The 19,445-nt window shown below is 66.1% G+C and carries 17 protein-coding genes; 5 read left to right on the top strand and 12 right to left on the bottom strand.

Going from position 1 to position 19,445, the window contains the following annotated elements; genetic code table 11:
* Positions 1-7: 7 nt before the first annotated feature.
* The 10 genes from ACLKOY_RS14510 to ACLKOY_RS14465 all read right to left on the bottom strand — a co-directional run bounded on the left by ACLKOY_RS14510 (position 8) and on the right by ACLKOY_RS14465 (position 14,307).
* Positions 8-1,768, bottom strand: a complete 1,761-nt coding sequence (locus ACLKOY_RS14510; RefSeq protein ID WP_436454286.1) for a non-ribosomal peptide synthetase — start codon at positions 1,766-1,768, stop codon at positions 8-10.
* Positions 1,765-5,094 carry an amino acid adenylation domain-containing protein gene (locus ACLKOY_RS14505; protein WP_436454285.1) on the bottom strand — a complete coding sequence of 1,110 codons (3,330 nt, stop codon included), beginning with the start codon at positions 5,092-5,094 and terminating at the stop codon, positions 1,765-1,767. Before ACLKOY_RS14505 ends, ACLKOY_RS14510 begins: the two co-directional genes overlap by 4 nt.
* A gap of 5 nt (positions 5,095-5,099) precedes the next feature.
* The gene (gene sbnB / locus ACLKOY_RS14500; protein ID WP_436454284.1) at positions 5,100-6,092 is read right to left on the bottom strand and encodes a 2,3-diaminopropionate biosynthesis protein SbnB; all 993 of its coding nucleotides are present in this window, start codon (positions 6,090-6,092) and stop codon (positions 5,100-5,102) included.
* Positions 6,085-7,089, bottom strand: coding sequence for a 2,3-diaminopropionate biosynthesis protein SbnA (gene sbnA, locus ACLKOY_RS14495; protein WP_436454283.1), 1,005 nt, complete (start codon positions 7,087-7,089; stop codon positions 6,085-6,087). Before sbnA ends, sbnB begins: the two co-directional genes overlap by 8 nt.
* 857 nt (positions 7,090-7,946) lie before the next feature.
* The gene (locus ACLKOY_RS14490) at positions 7,947-9,611 is read right to left on the bottom strand and encodes an alpha-amylase family protein (protein ID WP_436454282.1); all 1,665 of its coding nucleotides are present in this window, start codon (positions 9,609-9,611) and stop codon (positions 7,947-7,949) included.
* Positions 9,608-10,573 (bottom strand): TIGR03885 family FMN-dependent LLM class oxidoreductase, encoded by a 966-nt coding sequence (locus ACLKOY_RS14485; protein ID WP_436454281.1) that lies wholly within the window; start codon positions 10,571-10,573, stop codon positions 9,608-9,610. Before ACLKOY_RS14485 ends, ACLKOY_RS14490 begins: the two co-directional genes overlap by 4 nt.
* Before the next feature lie 89 nt (positions 10,574-10,662).
* Entirely contained in the window at positions 10,663-11,355 is a 693-nt protein-coding gene (locus tag ACLKOY_RS14480) for a response regulator transcription factor (protein WP_436454280.1), read from the bottom strand.
* On the bottom strand, positions 11,352-12,539 hold the full coding sequence (locus tag ACLKOY_RS14475) for a sensor histidine kinase (protein ID WP_436454278.1): 1,188 nt from the start codon (positions 12,537-12,539) through the stop codon (positions 11,352-11,354). Before ACLKOY_RS14475 ends, ACLKOY_RS14480 begins: the two co-directional genes overlap by 4 nt.
* Positions 12,536-13,378 (bottom strand): hypothetical protein, encoded by an 843-nt coding sequence (locus tag ACLKOY_RS14470; RefSeq protein WP_436454277.1) that lies wholly within the window; start codon positions 13,376-13,378, stop codon positions 12,536-12,538. The genes ACLKOY_RS14475 and ACLKOY_RS14470 overlap by 4 nt, the downstream gene beginning before the upstream one ends.
* A complete protein-coding gene (locus tag ACLKOY_RS14465; protein ID WP_436454276.1) occupies positions 13,375-14,307 on the bottom strand; it encodes an ATP-binding cassette domain-containing protein in 933 nt (310 codons plus the stop codon). The genes ACLKOY_RS14470 and ACLKOY_RS14465 overlap by 4 nt, the downstream gene beginning before the upstream one ends.
* A 237-nt stretch (positions 14,308-14,544) precedes the next feature.
* Here ACLKOY_RS14465 and ACLKOY_RS14460 point away from each other — a divergent pair, with 237 nt between their 5' ends.
* The 3 genes from ACLKOY_RS14460 (at position 14,545) to ACLKOY_RS14450 (ending at position 17,817) form a co-directional block, all read left to right on the top strand.
* Positions 14,545-15,204: an IclR family transcriptional regulator gene (locus tag ACLKOY_RS14460; RefSeq protein ID WP_436454377.1), complete on the top strand. Its 660-nt coding sequence runs from the start codon at positions 14,545-14,547 to the stop codon at positions 15,202-15,204.
* Between the two features lie 112 nt (positions 15,205-15,316).
* Entirely contained in the window at positions 15,317-16,516 is a 1,200-nt protein-coding gene (locus tag ACLKOY_RS14455; RefSeq protein ID WP_436454275.1) for an allantoate amidohydrolase, read from the top strand.
* Entirely contained in the window at positions 16,513-17,817 is a 1,305-nt protein-coding gene (locus ACLKOY_RS14450) for a formimidoylglutamate deiminase (RefSeq protein ID WP_436454274.1), read from the top strand. The genes ACLKOY_RS14455 and ACLKOY_RS14450 overlap by 4 nt, the downstream gene beginning before the upstream one ends.
* A 54-nt stretch (positions 17,818-17,871) precedes the next feature.
* Here ACLKOY_RS14450 and ACLKOY_RS14445 read toward each other — a convergent pair whose 3' ends face one another.
* Positions 17,872-18,315, bottom strand: coding sequence for a BLUF domain-containing protein (locus ACLKOY_RS14445; RefSeq protein WP_436454273.1), 444 nt, complete (start codon positions 18,313-18,315; stop codon positions 17,872-17,874).
* On the bottom strand, positions 18,312-18,530 hold the full coding sequence (locus ACLKOY_RS14440) for a hypothetical protein (protein ID WP_140038071.1): 219 nt from the start codon (positions 18,528-18,530) through the stop codon (positions 18,312-18,314). Before ACLKOY_RS14440 ends, ACLKOY_RS14445 begins: the two co-directional genes overlap by 4 nt.
* 117 nt (positions 18,531-18,647) lie before the next feature.
* On the opposite strand from ACLKOY_RS14440, the gene ACLKOY_RS14435 reads away from it, so the two are divergent.
* Positions 18,648-19,088, top strand: a complete 441-nt coding sequence (locus ACLKOY_RS14435) for a hypothetical protein (RefSeq protein WP_436454272.1) — start codon at positions 18,648-18,650, stop codon at positions 19,086-19,088.
* 39 nt (positions 19,089-19,127) lie between these two features.
* The gene (locus ACLKOY_RS14430) at positions 19,128-19,445 is read left to right on the top strand and encodes an NIPSNAP family protein (protein WP_363574319.1); all 318 of its coding nucleotides are present in this window, start codon (positions 19,128-19,130) and stop codon (positions 19,443-19,445) included.

Below are 19,445 nucleotides of genomic sequence, written 5' to 3'. Positions count from 1 at the left end.
GAGTTCTTCACAGGCTCAGTGCTTTCTGACTCGAGTTCCGAATAACGCTGAGCACGAACGTCATCGATGGATCGGCATAGAACCCACGCAGGGGCACCCGCACCCCAAACTGTCGCCGCACCGCAGCCAGAAGGCCCACTGCGCGCAGAGAGTCGCCGCCGTCGCGAAAATAGTCATCTCCTACGGCAGTCGAGTCCTGGCCGAGCGAAGTCGTCCACAGTCGAGCAAGGGTGTCCCCATCGTCGGAGCCGCCCATGGAGTGCCCCGAATTCCGACTTTCCCGCATCGCCTCCTTCACCAGCGCGGCGCACTCCCAACGATCCACCTTTCCCGTGCGGACAAGGGGAACGGTCTCGACAGGAACGATCAGTCGTGGCACCATGTGGGGCGGCAGCGAACGCGCCAGCGATGTGCGCGATATGTGGCCTCGCCAGTCCTTCGGCACCACGAGCGCGAGAACATTCGCTCCGGAGTCTTCGATGTGCACCGCAGCACACTGGCCTGTCCGGCCACTGAGCTGCATGGCCGCTGCTTCGATCTCTTCCAGATGCACTTTGAACCCTGAGACGTTGACCGCGTTGTCGGCACGACCGGTGAGGAAGAGCTTGCCATCCTGCATATATCCGAGGTCACCTGATAGGAACTCCCGTGACTCTCCCGATCCTGAGAACGCGTCACCGTCGGACAGAACCCCGCGGATGAGGTACCCGTCCGCAAGCGGAAGCCCCTGCACTGCGACGGATCCCTCCACCCCCTCGTCGCACTCGACACCGGACGAATCACGGATGACAAATCGGGTGTGAGAGATCGGAGATCCGAGTGGAACCGATGCCCTGGAGAGGTCCGTCGCTGAGAGTTCATAGGCGCTCGTGTTCGCCGTCGTCTCAGTCGCCCCATAGAGGTTGAGGATCCGTGCATTAGGAGCGGTCTCCGCGAGATCGTGGCCGAGGCTCGTCGGGAACCGATCCGCGCTGCTGCACACCAGCTTCAGCGCAGGGAGAGCAGATCCTTGCTCCTCTGCGACTTCCACCAGGCCGCGCAGCGCCACGGGGGTCGTAAAGAGGTGTGTAGCGCCCGCGGACGATACGACGTCAAAGAAGAGGTCCGGCCGCCCTCGTTCCGCGCTCGAGATCAGGACCGCGACGACACCGCCCAGAAGGGAACCCAGAATCTCCCAGTACGATGCGACGAAGGAGAGGGGCTTCTGCACGACCACGCGGTCCGTGTGCGCGAAGGGGAACTCCGTCCACATCCATTGCAGCCGGTTCGCGATCGCGCCGATACCGACCTGAACCGCCTTCGGGCGTCCCTCCGAGCCGGACGTGAAGTAGATGAACTTCGTCGTTGTGGCCCACCGCTCAGGTCCGAAAGCATCGAGACGAATCTCGGTGAGTCGCGGAGCCTCCGCCTCGTCCAGGATGCGTGCGGCTGACGCGTCGTCCAAGAGGTACACCGAATCGCCGAGCTGTTCGATCATTCGCTGCTCTCGGGACGCGGCCTCCCCTGGAGGTAACCAGGCAATGCGGGAATGAACGGTCAGCGATGCCACCATCAGGGCCATCGAAATCGGCGAGAGGTCGAGCTGAGCGGCGACCACCTGCTCCCTCGCCAGGGTCCGCTCGATCCATCGGCGCCACTTCTCGACATTGCCGAAGAACTCGCCATAGGTCTGCGAAGCCCCGTCGGACGCTTCCACGCAGACAGCATCGGACCGGACCGTGCCGGTCCGCAACGGAGCAGTCGGCATCTTCATCAGCGGAGCCATCATCCGGCCTTCTCTCGGGTGTCGACCGACTCCACTGCGTGTATGCCGGAGAGGTCGAAATCGTGCATGGCCCGCCGCATGAGGTCATCCACGCGGACCGAGGACGAACGCAGATCCGATCGCAGATACCAGGCGGTCAGCGCGAGGATCTGTCGCGCCCTTTCTTGCGAGACATTCGCTTGTTTGAAGGCCAGCTGAATCGTGTAGTCCTCGCCGTGCTGCTGGACGTAGAGCGAACCGTCATACTTCGTGAAGCCCGTGTCGAGTTCGACGAACCGAATGCTCTCAGTCCCCTTCCACGACTCGGACGTGGGGTAGGTCAGCATGTTCACCATCGTGCTGAAGAGAGGATCCCCGTTGGTGTGCTCGGCATACTCCGACACGACAGAGCTGAACGGACTGTCGCTGAACGAGACGGCGCGCGTCACCGACGAAGACAGATCTCGCGCCAGCTCGTCGCACGGGCGACCACGATCGATGAGGATTCGCATCGCGACCATGTTCAGCGTGAGCGTCGGGACATCCACGAGGGTGTGCAGCTCTCGGCGGGACACCGGCGCACCGACCACGAAGTCGTCGCGTTCGGTGACGGTCGCCAACGCGAGAGAGTACGCGAGAACGAAGACCGCGAACGGAGTGGTGGAGAGTGCGCTCGCGTTCGTTCTGATGGCCACGGTGGTGTCATGACCGAGCGATGCCTCCACGATCGACGAGGAGTAGGCGTCGTGAGACGCATCGTCGATGTCGCTGAGGAGCGGCTGCACAGAGATGCCGCTCAGACTCTTCGACCAGAAGGCACGAGACTCCTCCGTCATCTCCACTTCGACCACGGCGCGGTTGAAGTACCGGGCCACGGCGGCGAGGTTGGCTCGCGCCAACTCGGCCGCCGTGTCAGCGTCATCTGCGTCATACAGCTCCGAGATGAACTCGGCGAGTTTCATCGTGCCCCAGCCGTCGATGAGGATCTCGTTCATCGTCACGACGAACCAGGTCTCACCGGTCTCCACCCGCAGCTCATGCACGCGCAATGACGGTTCGCTCTCGAGGTCGAACGGCTGAGCGGCGAGATCCTTGGACCTCGCACGCGCATCCGCGCGCGACGAGACGTACTCGACATCGGCCGTCTGCGGAATGTCGCCCGTCGAGGGGAAGGCCTGGATAAACTCGCCGGACTCTGCCACTTCGAACCGCGCGAACAGCTGAGGGTTGGCGTGAAGAGCGGAGAAGAGCGCCTGACGGGTTTTGGGAACGTCGAGTCCTCCCCGGCTCTCGAGAAGTACCTGGTAGTTGTAGTACGCACTTTCCGGCTCAAGCAGCCATTGGAAGTAGATACCCATCTGAGACGGCTTCATCGGGCAGATCGGAGGGAGCCGATCGTCCGTGCTTCCACTCATCACCCGCGATTCGATCGTGGAGTCTGCAACGGGGTCCTCACGCTTCGACGCGACATCCCGTTCGAGCTCCTCCAACGGGCGGCCAGAGAGGAGATCTGCGACGCGCACGCTCTTCCCCTGGGCCCGGAGACTACTGGACAGCTGGATTGCGCGAAGCGAGTCACCACCGGCCTCGACGAAACTGGACGTCGAGTCGACCTCGTGACCGAGAACGCTCTCGACCAGTGAGAGGAAGGACGTTCTCGCCGGCTCCCCGTCAGGTCGATGACGATCGATGAGCGCCGTGCTTCCAATCGCCCCGTCAGCACCACCGAGCTCGACAGCGAGCGATTCGAGCTGATTGATGTCGACCTTCCCGTTCGCCGTGAGCGGGAGTTCGTCGACCTGAAGCCACCGCGATGGACGCATCGCAGCGGGCAGCACATCCCTCGCCCGCATCTTCAGAGCCTCAGACGTGACGCGACTGCCGTCGGCCACTGAGAAGAAGGCCACGAGTCGCGCGTCCCCTGGACGCAGGAAAGACTCGTTCGTCTCGCGGATAACGATGGCGCTTCGTTCGCGAACCGCAGGTATGTACTTCACCACCGAGACCGCGCTCAGCCCGGCGGCCTCTCGGAGGATCCTGTTCTCGATCTCTCCGGGTTCGATGCGAACCCCGTTGATCTTGACCTGACGATCGCTACGACCCTCGTACACGAGCAGACCGTCCGCGCGGACCCGAACGAGGTCGCCTGTGCGATAGATGCGGAAGGGGTAACCGTCTACGGTCGCGAAAGCTCCGGCCGTCTTCTCGTCCTCACCGACATAACCGAGTCCGACGCACGGGCCGGCGACGAAGAGTTCGCCCTGCTCGCCCGGCGAGACGGAATGCCAGGAATGCTCCGAGTGCCCCAGCACGTAGAGCGCAGTGTTTGCGATGGGCGCGCCGATCGGAACCGTGCCCGGTGCGAGTGTCTTCTCACTGATCTCCGCATGAGTGACATCATCGGAGCACTCGGTCGGACCATAGGCGTTCACGAGTGGAATGTGCTCGAATCTCGCGCCCCAGTCCTGCGCGAGTCGGAGGGGGAGCTCTTCCCCTGTCACCATCATTCCGGCAAGCGCCGACAGGTTCGCATCCGTCGGTATCGCGTGGATGAGTTCACGGAGCACGGTAGGGACGACCTCGACATGCGTGATGCGCTCTCGGCCGAGAAGATCCGAGAGTCCGAACGGATCCTGAGCATCATCATCGTGGACGACCCGAACAGTTCCGCCAACCAGCAGCGCCACAGCGAACTGCCACACGGACACATCGAAAGTCGTCGGAGCCGTCTCTGCGACCACGGAATCCCGGTCGAGATCAAGCAACTCGACCTTGCTGTGCAAGTGATTCAGCATACCCATCTGCGCTACGAGCGCGCCCTTCGGCTGCCCCGTGCTCCCGGACGTGAAGAGACAGTAGGCGGGCGCATTCGCAGGATCCGCGACCCGGCGAATGAGCTCACCATGAGTGGCGAGATCGTATGTCACGTCAGCCTGAGCATCGTCGGTCAGGATGATCGCGGGATCCGTTGTCCGCGTGACGTGCTCGAGCCGGTGCGCAGGCCAGGCCGGATCCACGGGAACGTAGATGGCACCGATGGCGTTGCAGGCCACGATGTCGATGAGGCACTCGACGCTTCTGCCCCTGCGCGAGAGAACGAAGCGCTGAGCAGCGGCGACCTCGCGCAGGTGGGCCGCGCGACGTCGGACTCTCAGGAGCATCTCGCGATAACTGATCTGCTCGCCTTCGACGTCGACAGCCGCTATGCGCTCCGGTTGCCTTTCAGCCCAGTCCTCGAGATAGGCGTAGAGGGTGAGGCCCAGATCCCATTCCCTCGCCGGACCGACGAGCGCAGCCCCGTGAATGATCAGCTGATAGCCGTTCGGCTGCAGACTCTGTGTCAAGTTCATGGTGGTTATCGCCCCATCTCGCCGTGGAAGTCCGTGACCCGAACGCCTGAGCCGTCGATCTTCGCCTGCTCGAAAAGCGCGTGCGATATGGCCAGATCGAGCACACCGAGCCCAAAGGGCGAGAAGACGGTCGCCCGAGTCGGGTCCAGCTCGACATCGCCCTCGATGACCTGCGCGAGAGTCCCTGTTACGAAGTCGCGACTCGCGTCCATCTGCTCGAGCAGGTGCGGCGTGGTGTTCGCCTTCAGGCAGTGCTCCACATCGTCGAAGATGTTGTTGGTGTCGCGAAGCGTCTCAGGGGCGAGATCGCGAAGCGACACGTTCAGTACAAGCTGACCCGGCTGGAAGCGCTTCGCGCGCGAGACATAGGGCGTTCCGGCGCTCGTAGCGAACACGACCACGTCGGCCGCCATGACCTCGTCCAGGGTTCCTGCTGCGTGATCACCGCTGGACTCCGCGATCATCCGCGCGACGGAATCCGGATTCAGGTCGTGGACGCGCACTGGCACAGCGGTCGGATAGAGAGCGCCGATGAATCTGAGGATCGCACGAGCGATCGGACCGGAGCCCACGACGCCGATGCTGGATGGCTCTCCGTGCAGGGATCTCACGGCAAGGGCGGCCGAGGCGGCCGTCCTCGCGGCGCTGATGCGACTCCCCTCGATCAGTGCGGTTGCGAATCCGGAGTCCGGATCGTTCAGGATGATCACCGCTGACGCGCGCTGGAGTCCGCGCTCCACGTTGGCAGGAAAGCTCGATATCCACTTGATGCCGAGCGATCGCGAGCCCTCTTTCGCGATGTGCGCGGGCAGGGCGATGATGCGGTCCTGCCGCTGCTCGGGGAACCTCAGGAAATAGCTGTCGGGGTTCACCGTCTCGCCGCGGTTGTGCGTCAGGTAGGTGTCTTCGACGATGCCGATGATCTCCGTCTCACGTCCACGGAGGAATTCATCGACACGATCGGCGCCGATGACTGTCAAATCCTTGGTGTCAAACATTGCTTTTCTCGTAGTCATAGATTGCTGAGGTCGTCATCGGCGGAACATCAACGTCGAGCGCCGCGTGTCCGAATTTCTGGTTCACCCAAATGTCGTTGTATACGGTATTCAGATAACGTTCGCCGAGGTCCGGGGCCACGACGACGATTCGACTCCCCGTTGGAATTCTTGAAGAAAGCGCGCGGAATCCTGCCAATATTGTTCCGGTCGAGCCCCCGGGAAGGTATCCCTCAGAAGCGGCCACTCGCCGACATTCGCGAACTGCGTCTTCTTCGCGCACGTAATACTGGTGCGGAACACGCGCGCCCACGAATAGCGGAGGCCTGACACTCGCCCCCAGACCAGGAATGTGTCTTGTCGAAGGCGGCCCACCGAAGGTGACGGATCCCACACTGTCTATTGCATACACCTCGGTATGCACACGACGGGCGGAGACGCCTTGAATGACACCCATCAGGGTTCCGGTCGTTCCCGCGCCGACGAAAATGAGATCTGGATCGCCGAGTTCCTCCACGATTGCCGGATAGGTCAGCGTGCTGTGAGCATTCGAATTCGCCGAGTTCGAATACTGATTCGTCCACACAGGACCATTCTTCAGACTTTGAAGCTGTTGAATTCTTGCGAGTCGAGTTCCTAGGTATCCGCCGGATTCATCCCGTTCGTTGACGACCTCGACTCGAGCGCCCAGTGCCTTCATGTGCGCAACGGTTGCGTCGTTCGCGTTTGGATCCGTGACGATAGTGAGGCTGTACCCGCGCCGCGCACACACGGCGGCGAGGGCGACACCCAGGCTGCCTGAGGAAGACTCGACGACTCCACCACCAGGCCTCAACCGACCGTCCTTCTCCAGGTGGTCAATCAAAGCCACAGCGGCCTTCAATTTGATCGAACCCGCCGTGTTCAGACCCTCCAGTTTCACGTACACTTCGTGATCCGGGTACGCCTCATGCATACGCATGAAGAGAGAAGTCTCTCGCAATCCTTCGATAGAATCCACTATCACAATGCCCCCCTGACATGCTCTATTCGATTTCTTTCGGCCGACGAGATTCACACTCTCCGATCGCGTATTCCCAAAAGCTGTCGGCCACGTTAGCACACGCCCACGGTGCGACGTGTCGGCGGTTAGTGGACACCTGAAATGTGGTCCTACCAGGTTATATATTGGCCTCGCGGGGTTATATATTGGTTCCACGGGGGGTTATATATTGGTTCCACGGGGGATATATTGGACCCGCGGCGTAATATATCTGTGACACCGTGAGCGCCGAACTAGGACGGACCCCGTAACGCCACTGGAATAGACCCCCAGCCCCAATCTTGGAGGGTGATTTCAGTGGACACGTGGGTAGAGGCTCTCCGGTTGCATCCGTCGGAGAAGCTGTCGATCGAGCAGATAGCGCGTGCGCTGAGGATGCGCCGGAACGCGGTCCGTCGGACGTTGCGGGGTGACGAACCACCGGAGAAAGCGCGAGGCCCTCGGGGGTCGAAGATCGATCCATTCATCCCGCCAATTCGAGCGCCACCCGCGGAGCATCCGAAGATGCCGATGACGGTGATCGTGGAGCGGGTGCTATCCCCCGGTCTTCGCTCTGGGACAGAGAGGCCGCAATCGGCGGGTCGGGCACACCCACCCTGCTCGCGGCGCCGTTCGCGGGCACCTTGGCGTGGTCTCGACGGTGGCACCGGCTGCCGGCGCGGTTCCCTGGGCGCTCGTGGCGACGGCCATTCGCGGCATCCGTGCGACGAGTTAGACGAGATCGTCGCGGAAAGAGTCGATCGGAGTCTCCGACACGACCACTTTGTGCGGCGCCCAGGTCTCGATGTCACTGGCGCGCGATCGCCCCCGGAGCCTCAGGTCACTCGGCCGTCGCCGGGCCGCGATACGCGAAGCCAGCGGTAGCCGTACGCCGGCACCTCCAGTTCGACCCCGCCCTTCGGGTCGAGCGTCAGGCGCGACGACTCGAGGAGGTCGACGAGAGTCGTGCCCTCCGGCTCGTCAGCCAGCCGGAACGAGGTGGTCACCGGCACCTCTGCGAAGTTGTGGAGCGCGATGATCTTGCCGACGTCGGCCGAGAGCGAGTGCACGAGCAGCGAGTCGGCCTGCTGGTCGATGACCTCGAACGTGCCCCATCCGAGTTCCGGGGAGATCCGGTAGCTCGTCGTGAGAGCACGGATGAAGTGCAGCAGGGACCCTCGGTCATCCAGCTGGGCGGCGACGTTCACGTGCTCCGGCGCATATCCGTCGGACGGCGGACGAGCGACGAGCCGGCTGGGCGCGGCATCCGAGAATCCTCCATTGCGATCGTGGGACCACTGCATCGGAGTCCGCACGGCCTCCCTGCCCGGGATCTCGATGTTCTCGCCCATGCCGATCTCTTCGCCGTAGAACAGCACCGGAGTGCCGGGCAGGGTGAACAGCAGGCTGTAGGCCATGCGGATGCGACGCGGGTCGCCGTCGAGCATCGGCGGGAGGCGCCGGGTGATGCCGCGCCCGAACACCCGCTGCCGCTCGTCGGGCGCGAACGCCTCGAACACCTCCTGCCGCTCGCTGTCGCTGAGCTTGTCGAGGGTCAGCTCGTCGTGGTTGCGCAGGAAGTTCGCCCACTGCACCTCGGCGCCGAGCACAGGCCGGGCACGCAGCGCCTCGATCAGCGGAGCCGGATCCTTGCGCGCGAAAGAGAGGTACAGCGACTGCATCCCGACGAAGTCGAACTGCATCGTGAGCTCATCGCCGTCATCGCCTCCGAAGTACTGCGCCTGCTCGTCGTAGGGCAGGTTGACCTCGCCGAGCAGGATCGCCTCGCTCGACCGACGCTGCAGGAACCGGCGGATGTCGCGCAGCAGTTCGTGCGGCTCGGGGATGCCGGCGCCCTCGGGGATCTCGAGGAGGAACGGCACCGCGTCGACGCGGAAGCCCGAGATGCCCAGCTGCAACCAGAACCCGATGACCTTCGCGATCTCGTCACGCACGCGAGGGTTGGCGATGTTCAGGTCGGGCTGGTGCTCGTAGAAGCTGTGCTGATACCACTGCCCCGACTTCTCATCCTTGCCCCAGATGCCGTTCGCCTGGCCGGGGAAGACGGCGTTCTTCTGGCCTTTCGGCGGAGCGTCGTCGCGCCAGACGTAGTAGTCCCGATAGGGCGAGTCGACGCTGCGCTTGGCGGCGAGGAACCACGGATGCCTGTCAGAGGTGTGGTTGATGACCAGGTCGACGATGACCCGCATCCCCCGATCGCGCGCGGTGCGGATCACCTCGACGAAGTCGCCGTGAGTGCCCAGACGCGGATCCACACCGTAGAAGTCGCTGACGTCGTAGCCGTCGTCACGGTCGGGGCTCGGATAGAAGGGCATCAGCCACAGGCAGGTGACGCCGAGCTGCGACAGATAGTCGATCCGCTGGGCCAGCCCCTGCAGGTCGCCGATCCCATCGCCGTTCGAGTCGAGGAAGGTCTCGACATCGAGGCAGTAGACGACCGCGGTCTTCCACCAGAGGTCGCTCGTGTCGGTGATCTTCACAGTCGCTCCTTCAGTGCGGGGATGAGTTCGGATTCGGCAGCGGCGAGGAAGTGCGACTGCTCGGTGCCGACGTGGTGCAGGTACACGCGATCGAATCCGATCTCCGCGAGGTCGGCGACGCGACCGGCCAGCGCGGTGGCGTCGTGGTCGATCAGCACGGCCTTTTGCAGATCGTTCCTGTCGAGGCCCGCCACCGCCGCCTCGAAGTCCTCGGGCTGCTCGAGATCCCACGTCTCCGGGGGCGAGAGCAGACCGTTGGTCCACTGCTCGCGAGCGATCGCGAATGCCGCTGCGTCGCTCTCCGCGAGGCTGACGTGCACCTGCAGGATGCAGGGGCCCGTGCCCCCGGCGGAACTATAGGCATCGACGACCCGCTGCAGCGCGGCCGGCTCCTGAGCGACCGTCGCCAGGCCCTGCGCCCACGACGCCGCCCATTCCGCGGTCTCGGCGCTCACGGCGGTCGCGAACAGCGGCGGCGGCTCGGCCGGTCTGCTCCACACTCGTGCTCGGTGCACGCGCACCAGGCCGTCGTGATCGACCTCCTCGCCGTCGATCAGCCGGCGGATCACGTCGACGCTCTCGCGCAGTCGTTCGTTGCGGATCTGCTTGGCCGGCCACCCCTCGCCCGTCACGTGCTCGTTCACCGCCTCGCCACTGCCCATCGCCGCCCAGAAGCGACCGGGGAACATCTCCTCGAGAGTTGCGAACGCCTGAGCGATCATCACCGGGTGGTAGCGCTGACCAGGAGCATTGACCATCCCGATCGAGAACTCCGTGCACGCGAGCGCGGCCGCGATCCAACTCAGCGCGAAACCGGACTCGCCCTGCGCCCGGGTCCACGGCGCCAGGTGGTCGGAGCACATCGCTCCGTCGAAGCCTGCGCGCTCGGCTCCGATCACCGCGTCGAGAAGCGTGCTCGGTGCGATCTGCTCGTGCGAGGCATGAAAACCGATGAAGACCATGCGCCGAGTCTTGCAACGAACAGGGCCGCACGGCAGTGGTGGACACTCCGCAGCGAGTCTGCGATGATGGGCGGCCCTGCGCCGCGGGGTTACTGGCCGGTGGGCCTGACGACGCCGAGCTCGTAAGCCAGGATCACCGCCTGCACACGGTGGGGCAGGTCGAGCTTCACGAGGATGCGGCCGAAGTGGGCCTTCACCGTGGATTCGCTCAGATGCATGGCCCTCGCGATCTCGGTGTTCGTGAGGCCGCGCCCGATGTGAACGAAGACGTCGCGTTCCCGGTCGGTCAGCACCGAGAGGGCATCGTCCCGAGCCTGGTGGGTGCGGGGTGCCAGGTGCGGCAGGGCGACTTCGATGAGCTTCGAGGTGATCCGCGGAGCGACCACGGCGTCGCCCGTCGCAACCGTGCGGATCGCGGCGACGAGTTCTGCCGGTCGTGTGTTCTTGAGCAGGAACCCCGCGGCTCCGGCCTGGAGTGCCCCGAAGGCGAACTCGTCGAGGTCGTAGGTGGTCAGCACGAGCACCCGGGTGTGTGGCAACCGTGCGCTGAGATCGCGCGTCGCCTCGATGCCGTCCTTGCCGGGCATGCGCACATCCATCAGGATCACGTCAGGCCCCAGCGCGATCGCGGCGTCGACGGCTGACGCTCCGTCGGAGGCTTCGCCCACGACGTGGATGTCGTTCTCGGCCTCGAGCACGAGACGTAATCCATAGCGGACCAGCTCCTGATCGTCGGCGATCAGCACACGGATGCGAGCGGCGTGGGCATCGGGTGTCGTCATCGGTTCTCCGTCTGCAGTCGTACGAACACGCGCCAGCCTCCGCCCGGTCGGGGGCCGGCCTCGACGTGCCCGTCGTAGAACGCGGCGCGCTCGCGGATGCCGACCAGGCCACGGCCCGGGTCGACGATCGGTGGAGCCGACGCCGATCTGTCCTCCACGAGGATCGACACCTCCTCGTCCGTGATGCTGATCCTCACCACGACGTCCTGCACGTCGCGCGCGTGCCGCAGGACGTTGGTCAGCGCCTCCTGCACGATGCGGTAGACCGTCAGCCCCACCACGGCATCGGCGTCGATGACGCCCGTCTGCTCGAGTCGCACCGGCAGACCCGCGATCCGCGACTCTTCGACGAGAGACGGGATGCGCTCCATGGTCGCCTGCGTCGGCTGACGGTCGACCGGGTCGCCCTCGCCGCGGACCGTCGTCAGCAGGCGCCGCACCTCGACGAGAGTCCGGCGCCCGGTCTCGGCGACCCGCCCGATCGCCCGGCGGGATTCCTCTGGCCGAGCGACTGCAGAGGCCTGCGCCCCGTCGGCGACCGCGACCATCACGGCGAGGCTGTGGGCGATCACGTCGTGCATCTCCCGCGCGATGCGCTCGCGCTCGAGCGCGGCGGCGATGTGCGCCTCCTGGTCGCGCTCGCGGCGCATCTGCTCCGCTCGTTCCACGAGTGCGCGGAGCTCGCGCCGCCGGTGGCCGACGTTGAGCCCGACGAGGGTGGACATCAGCGAGACCGCGACCACGACGCTGGCGATGCCGAGCCAGTCGAGGGGCCAGGCGTCGAGGTCCACTCGCGGTGCCAGCCCGAGCAGCGGCGGGCCGAGGCGCACGCGGATCGCCAGCACCAGCGCCGCGAGCGTGCCCGACACCGCGGTCGCGGCGAACGCCGCCCAGGCGTGCCGCGGCCGGAGGTCGACCCCGCACCGGTACAGCGCCCCGACCACGAGCACCGCTTCGGCGCCTGATCCGCCGGCGAATGACAGCGGGAGCAGCGCGATGACGGCGATGAAAGCCACGAGCGGGTGCCGGTGCGAGACGAGGATCGTCGCGATGCCGGCGACGAACAGCGTGACGAGCGCCCACGCGGGTGTGGTCAGCGACGACTCGAGCGAGAGGTAGCCGAGGCCCAGCGAGACCGCCGAGTACGCCCCGAGAGCCACGAGGTCGGATCGCCGCGGTGTCATACGTCTCTCTTGCGCAGTGTGATCGCGCCCGCGGCGAGCGCGGTCGCCGCCCAGATCGCCGCGATCAGCCAGCCGGCACCCACGCTGATGTGACCGCTCCACAGGTCGAGGAACGGACCGCCTTCCGCGCCGACCCGGCTCATCGCATCGCCCGCATTGCCCAGCTGGGCGATGCGCAGAGCGCGGGACAGCAGCCCGTACGGAAGCAGCGACGTCAGGACGGGGAGCAGCAGCGTGGCCAGGAAGACGATGATCGCTCCCGCGGTCGTCGATCGCACGAGTGCCCCGATGCCCACCCCGAACAGTGCGCAGAGCCCGAGATACCCCGCCGAGCTGAGCAGCGCGAGCACGACCCCGGGTGCGGTGAGCGGTGCCGCGAGGCCGAACTGTGCATAGATCGGCGTGGTGAGCGCCCATGCGCTGAACACCGTGATGAGGGCGGTCGCAGTGACGACGGTGAACGCCACGACAGCCTTCGCGCGAAGGACGCGCAACCGGTCGGGGACCGCGACGAACGTGGGCTGAATCGAGCCCGATGCGTATTCGGCGCCGATCAGCATGACTCCGAGGATACCGGCGATGATCTGGCCGAGGACGACGGTCGGCACCGTGACGTCGGCCATGGTGCGCTCGATCAGGAGCACCGACGGCGCACCCGACGACTCGAGCGTCACGCCGAGGAACAGGCTGCCGCCGACCCCGATGAGGAAGATCGCCGCGAGGGCGAGCACGGAGGAGGGCAGGCTGAACAGCTTGATCCACTCCGACCGCAGCACGTGGGCGAACGCGGGGCGGCGAGTGCGCGCATCCGCTCGTCGGGGACTCGTGGTGAGGGTCATCGTCCGGCTCCTTCGGTGGCGTCGTGCGCGGTCGCGCGGTATTCGGTGTCGTGCGCGGTGAGGGCGAGGTAGGCGTCTTCGAGCGAGCCCTCGACGGTGGCGATCTCGTACAGCACGATGCCCGCGTCGGCCGCGGCACGCGCCACCTCCTCGGCGGCGAGGCCGTCGATCTCGACCGCGCCATCCGGGTGCGTCGTGATGGTGACCCGGGAGCCCGCGAGCGTGCTCATGAGTCGCTCGACCTCTCTGGTCCGCACGCGCACCACGGATCGGGTCACACCCGCGACCACGTCGTGCAGAGGCCCGTCGGCCAGAATCGTCCCTCGGCCGATGACCAGCAGATGGTCGGCCGTCTGTGTCATCTCGCTCATCAGATGCGACGAGAGCAGCACGGTCTTCCCCTCCCCCGCCAGCTGCCGCAGCAGGCCGCGGATCCACAGGATGCCGTCGGGGTCGAGGCCGTTCACCGGCTCGTCGAGGATGATCGTCTGCGGGTCTCCGAGCAGAGCCGCGGCGATCCCCAGCCGCTGGTTCATGCCGAGCGAGAATCCGCCGACCCGCCTGTCCGCCACAGCATCCAGTCCGGCGATCTCGATCACCTCGCGCACGCGTGCGGCGCCGATGGCGTGAGTGGCCGCGATCGCCCGCAGGTGCTTGTAGGCGGTGCGGCGTCTGTGCGCCGAACGCGCATCGAGCAGAACGCCGACCTCGCGCAGCGGTGCGGGCAGATCCGCGTAGGCCCGTCCGTTGACCTCCGCGGTACCCGCGGTCGGCCGGTCCAAGCCGACGATCATCCTCATGGTCGTGGACTTGCCGGCCCCGTTGGGTCCCAGGAATCCGGTGACCGTGCCCGGTTCGACGGTGAAGTCGATACCGTTCACGGCCACCCTCTCGCCGTAGTGCTTCGTCAGAGACTGAACTCGAATCATGTCGCGCCTTTCGTTCGCCTTCGACGCTACGAACGACGGCGCGCGGGCACATCGGGCTGCAGTCCTGACCCTGGCTGTGAGGCAGTACCAGGGTCTACATCCGGAGAACGTGAGAATCTCGACTCGGCTATTCATTCCATCCAGCGGCACGTGTATTTTATTAGATAGAAAACAGTTCGAGCGGTCCGGGCAAGATGCGGAACCTATCGTCAGCGTTGTCGGTTCAGGGAGGCTCTCATCAGCGAACAGTCCACGCGCACCGTAGAACGGGCGCTCTCGCTCCTCGCCAACGTGTGCGAGACGGGAAGCACCACCCTCGCGGATGCGTCCAGGGCGGTCGACCTCGCGCCGAGCACCGCGCTGCGGCTGCTTCGCACACTCGAGTCCAGCGGCTTCGTACGGCGCGACGACGAAGGCAGCTATCGTGCCGGCTCCCGGCTGATGCAGCTCGGTGCGCGGGCTCTCGGTCACGAGTCCCTGATCGACGTGTGCCACGAAGAGATGGTCGGGCTCGAAGAGGCGACCGGCGAATCGGTCTACCTGAGCGTCGAGGGGCACGCGGCATCCGCCCTCTACATCAGCATCGTCGAAGGATCCCACTCCGTCCGGCATTCGAACTGGGTCGGTCGCACGATCCCCCTCGAAGGGTCGGCGGCCGGACTCGTCCTCCGCGGCGAGACGCCCCCCGAAGGCTTCGTGGTCGTCGAGCGGGGCATCGAGCGCGACGTGACCGCCATCGCATCGCCGATCGCCGCGGGGGAACGCATCGTGGCCGTCATCAGCGTCCTCGTGCCGAGCTACCGGATGACCGAGAAGTCGTCCCAGCAGTGCGGCGCGCTTCTCGCAGCAGCCGCCCGCCGCATGTCGGCCGGGCTCACCAACGGAACCGCCCTTTAGGAGCAGTCATGATCCGATTCGAGAACGTCACCAAGGTCTACGACGACGGCACCACTGCCGTCGACACCCTTGCACGCCAGCGCGGCCTCCGGGTTCCCATGTGGGAGGGCGCATGACCGAGTTCGATGCACTCCAGCTTCTCCGAGAGATAGAAGACGTCGGCCGAGACGGGCGACGGGGCGGGTACTCGCGGCATGTGTTCGACGACGCCGAGCGCGACCTTCGCGACTGGTTCGTCGAACGCGCTCAGCGCCTCGGCCTGCGGGTCACCACCGACCGCAACGCGAATCTGTGGGCCTGGTGGGGAGAGCCGGGGCCCGATGCCTTCGTCACGGGCAGCCACCTCGATTCCGTGCCCGGTGGAGGCGCGCACGACGGTCCTCTCGGTGTCGTGAGCGCGCTGGCCGCCGTCGAGCGCCTCAAGGCCGGCGGATTCGTGCCGAGCCGCCCGTTCGCGGTGGTCGTGTTCGCCGAAGAGGAGGGTTCTCGTTTCGGCGTCGCGTGTCTGGGATCGCGCCTTCTCTCCGGCGCGATGACCCCCGACCGCCTGGCACAGCTGACGGATGCGTCGGGTCAGCGGTACATCGATGTCGCACGCGACGCATCGCTGCCCGAGCCCGGCTACGACGCCGAATCGCTCTCGCGCATCGGGATGTACGTCGAACTCCACGTCGAGCAAGGCAAGGGACTGATCGACCTCGACAGGCCCGTCGCGGTCGGCTCGTCGATCCTCGAGCACGGCCGATGGCGCATCGACGTGCGCGGCCAGGGCAATCACGCCGGTACCACCGAGATCGCCGATCGCCACGACCCGATGCTGCCGGCTGCGGCCGCAGTGCTCGCCGCGCGGCGGGCCGCTCTCGCGCGTATCGGCTCGCGGGCGACGATCGGTCGACTCGAACCGATGCCCGGCGGGACCAATGTCATCGCGTCTCGGGTGTCGGCATGGATGGATGTCCGCGCCGATTCCGAAGCGGACACTCGCGACATCGTCGACGAGGTGCGGGCCGCGGTCGTCGAAGCGGCCGCCGCTGAGGGCTGCGAGGCGTCCGTGATCGAAGAGTCCTACAGTGGCGAGGTCCTCTTCGACCCGCAGCTGCGCGACCGCATCGCCACGACCCTCGGCGGTGTTCCCGTTCTCCCCACCGGGGCCGGCCACGACGCAGGCGTCCTCGCGGCGCACGTGCCGACGGCGATGCTCTTCGTGCGCAATCCGTCCGGCGTCTCGCATGCTCCCGAGGAGGGCGCCGACGATGCGGCCGTGCAGGCCGGCGTCGACGCCCTCGTGCGGACCATCGAGGATCTGTCATGAGGGTCTGGGCCGATCGGCTCGTACGTGCGGGCAGCGTCGAGCGCGGAGTCCTGTGGGAGACGGATGCCGCGGGGCTGGTCGTCTCAGAGGCCACCGGCACAGCGGCTCCGGCGGGGGCCACGATCCTCGAGCTCGTGGCCCCCGGTTTCGCCGACGCGCACTCGCATGCCTTCCACAGGGCTCTTCGCGGGCGCACTCACGAGTCCGGGTCGTTCTGGACCTGGCGAGAGCTCATGTACCGAGCGGCGGGGCGCCTCGACCCCTCGACGTATCGGGAGTTCGCCGCAGCCGTGTTCTGCGAGATGGCCCTATCGGGATGGACGACCGTCGGAGAGTTCCACTACGTCCATCACCGCCCCGACGGCTCCCCCTACGCCGACCACGCGATGGAGATCGCCCTCGCCGACGCCGCGGTCGAAGCCGGCATCCGCCTGGTCCTGCTCGACACGTGCTATCTCGCGGGAGGCATCGGGGCACCGCTCACCCCGGAACAGGCGCGTTTCGGCGACGGAGATGCCGACGCGTGGCTCGCGCGGTGGCACTCGTTGCGCGAAGCCCTGGCCGACAGGTCCGAACTCGTCACGCTCGGCGCGGCGCTCCACTCGGTGCGCGCAGTGCCCCGTGATGCTCTCGCGCACATCGCACGCGAACTGCCTGAGGACGTGCCGCTGCACATCCATCTGTCGGAGCAGCCTGCCGAGAACGCCGACTGCATCGCCGAGTACGGCCTGACCCCGACGGAGCTTCTCGCCGAAGAGGGAGTGCTCTCGCGGCGCCTCTCTGTCGTCCATGCGACTCACCTCACCGACAACGACATCCGCCTGCTCGGAGACGCAGGCGTGCACGCTGTGTTCTGCCCCACGACGGAGGCGGATCTCGGAGACGGCATCGGTCCGGCCGTCGAGCTGATCGCGGCGGGGGCCAGGCTGGCGGTGGGCTCGGATCAGAATGCCGTCATCGACCCGCTGCTCGAGCTGCGGGGTCTCGAGGCCGGCGAGCGGCTGCGTTCGCTGCGCCGCGGGCGCATCGCGCCGGCATCCCTCTGGCACATCGGCTCGGCCGGCGGCTACGGTTCGCTCGGTCTCGCCGAGCCGACGCGCCTGGGAGGTCCGCTCGACCTCGTCGAACTCGACCCGAGCTCGCTCCGCACGGCGGGCAGCAGGGCGGAACAGCTGCCGTTGACCGCGACCGGCGCAGACGTCACCCGCACGATCGTGGGCGGCCGCACCGTCACGCACGACGAGAAGGCGGTCGCCGAGCGCTTGCACAGATGCATCGCCGAGCTCTTCGACGAGGACTGATCGCGAGTCACCCGGTGCGGGTCTCTCGCTGTCGACCCTGCGTGGCCGCGTCGTCTACCGCGCGGCGGACTCCCGCACGCGGAACCACAGGGTGAGCTCCATGATCGCCCGCCCGATCATGTCGTGGTCTCCCACGCGGAGGTCGTCGAAGGAGTCGCGATAGCCGGACAGCATCCTCGGCTCCGCGGCGACGAGCGACTGATAGCCCATCGTCCACTCGGCGAAGCGCCGCTCGTGCAGCGGCTCCTCTATCAGCACACGCACGTCCTCGTGACGGGGATCTCGGCCGATGATCTCCATCAGGCTCTCCACGTCCGACCTGGTGCCCTCCAAGATCTGGACGAACTCACCGCCTCGGTAGAGCAGCATGCCGGTGATGTCATGAGCGCTGTTCCGGGCGCGGCTCACCGCCAGGAGGTCGGCGAGCTCCTGTTCGCTGAACGGGTGCGTCGCACTGCTGCAGTAGACGAGCGAGACGAGCGGGTTCTCCGCAGTCATCCGGCATCCCCTTCCCGAGTCGTCACCGCGGCCATCGCGCGGTGGTGGTCTGCGAAGTCGCCGATGGAGCGCGAGACGGCATCGAACGCACGCCACATTCCGTCCGCCTGACGGTCGACGTAGCCGAGGAACGACCCGTCCCGGCTGCCCACGTAGAAGCCGTCGGCCACGCTCGCCCACAAGGGTCGAGAGGCGAGCGGCGATTGATCACCCATGCCTTCAGCGTACCTTCGCGCTCGGGGGCGGGCTCGGCACGGGATCATCCTCGAGATGTACGCCGCTACCTCGCCCGCCCGATGTCGACGCGGCACGCGTCGACCAGGCTGGAACGTATGAACGCACGAACGGCTCTCGCCGCCTCCGCCCTGGTCCTCCTGGGGCTGACATCTCTCGCCGGATGCTCCGCCTACGACAGCATCGTCCATAAGCAGGCCACCTCGACCTTCGACGACGTCGAGGCCTTCGACGACGGGGCCGAGGTCGATGCCGGCTGGATCCCGACCGATGCCACCGATATCACCGTGCGGACATCGACGCTCGAGAACGCCGCGGACGCCGTCATCCTGCTCTCCAGCGCATCTGCGCTCGCCGACGACTGCACCGAGGTGGAACGACTCTCGGCGCCGACCTGGGTGCTCGATGACGCTCCCGATCCGTACACAGCGAAGACGGTCTTCGCCTGCGGCGACTGGAGCGTCATGAGCACCGACAGCGGCTGGTTCGGCTGGACCCCGAACTCGGACGAGGAACGGAGCGCTGCGGATGCGGGCTGAGGATCGAGACGACGTTCACCCTCTGCGAGGATGAACGACATGATCACGATTCACCTGCGCTACGAGATCGACCCCGACAAGCTCGACGACTTCACCGAGTACGGACGCGCGTGGATCCGGCTGGTGGCCAAGCACGGAGGCACCCACCACGGCTACTTCATGCCGAGCGAGGGCGACAGCGACGAGGCGTTCGCGCTGTTCACGTTCCCCTCGCTCGCTGAGTACGAGATCTACCGCACAGCCTCGAAGACCGACCCCGAATGCATCGAGGCGTTCGAACTGGCACGCAGAACGCAGTGCATCCGTCGCTACGAGCGGCGCTTCCTCAGCCCCGTCTTCTCCGCCGACGCCGACTGA

This window comes from Microbacterium sp. K2, from assembly GCF_051365005.1.
GTDB lineage: Bacteria > Actinomycetota > Actinomycetes > Actinomycetales > Microbacteriaceae > Microbacterium > Microbacterium foliorum_B.
Note: the sequence above shows the minus strand (reverse complement) of the source record. Positions and strands in the feature narration are given on the sequence as shown.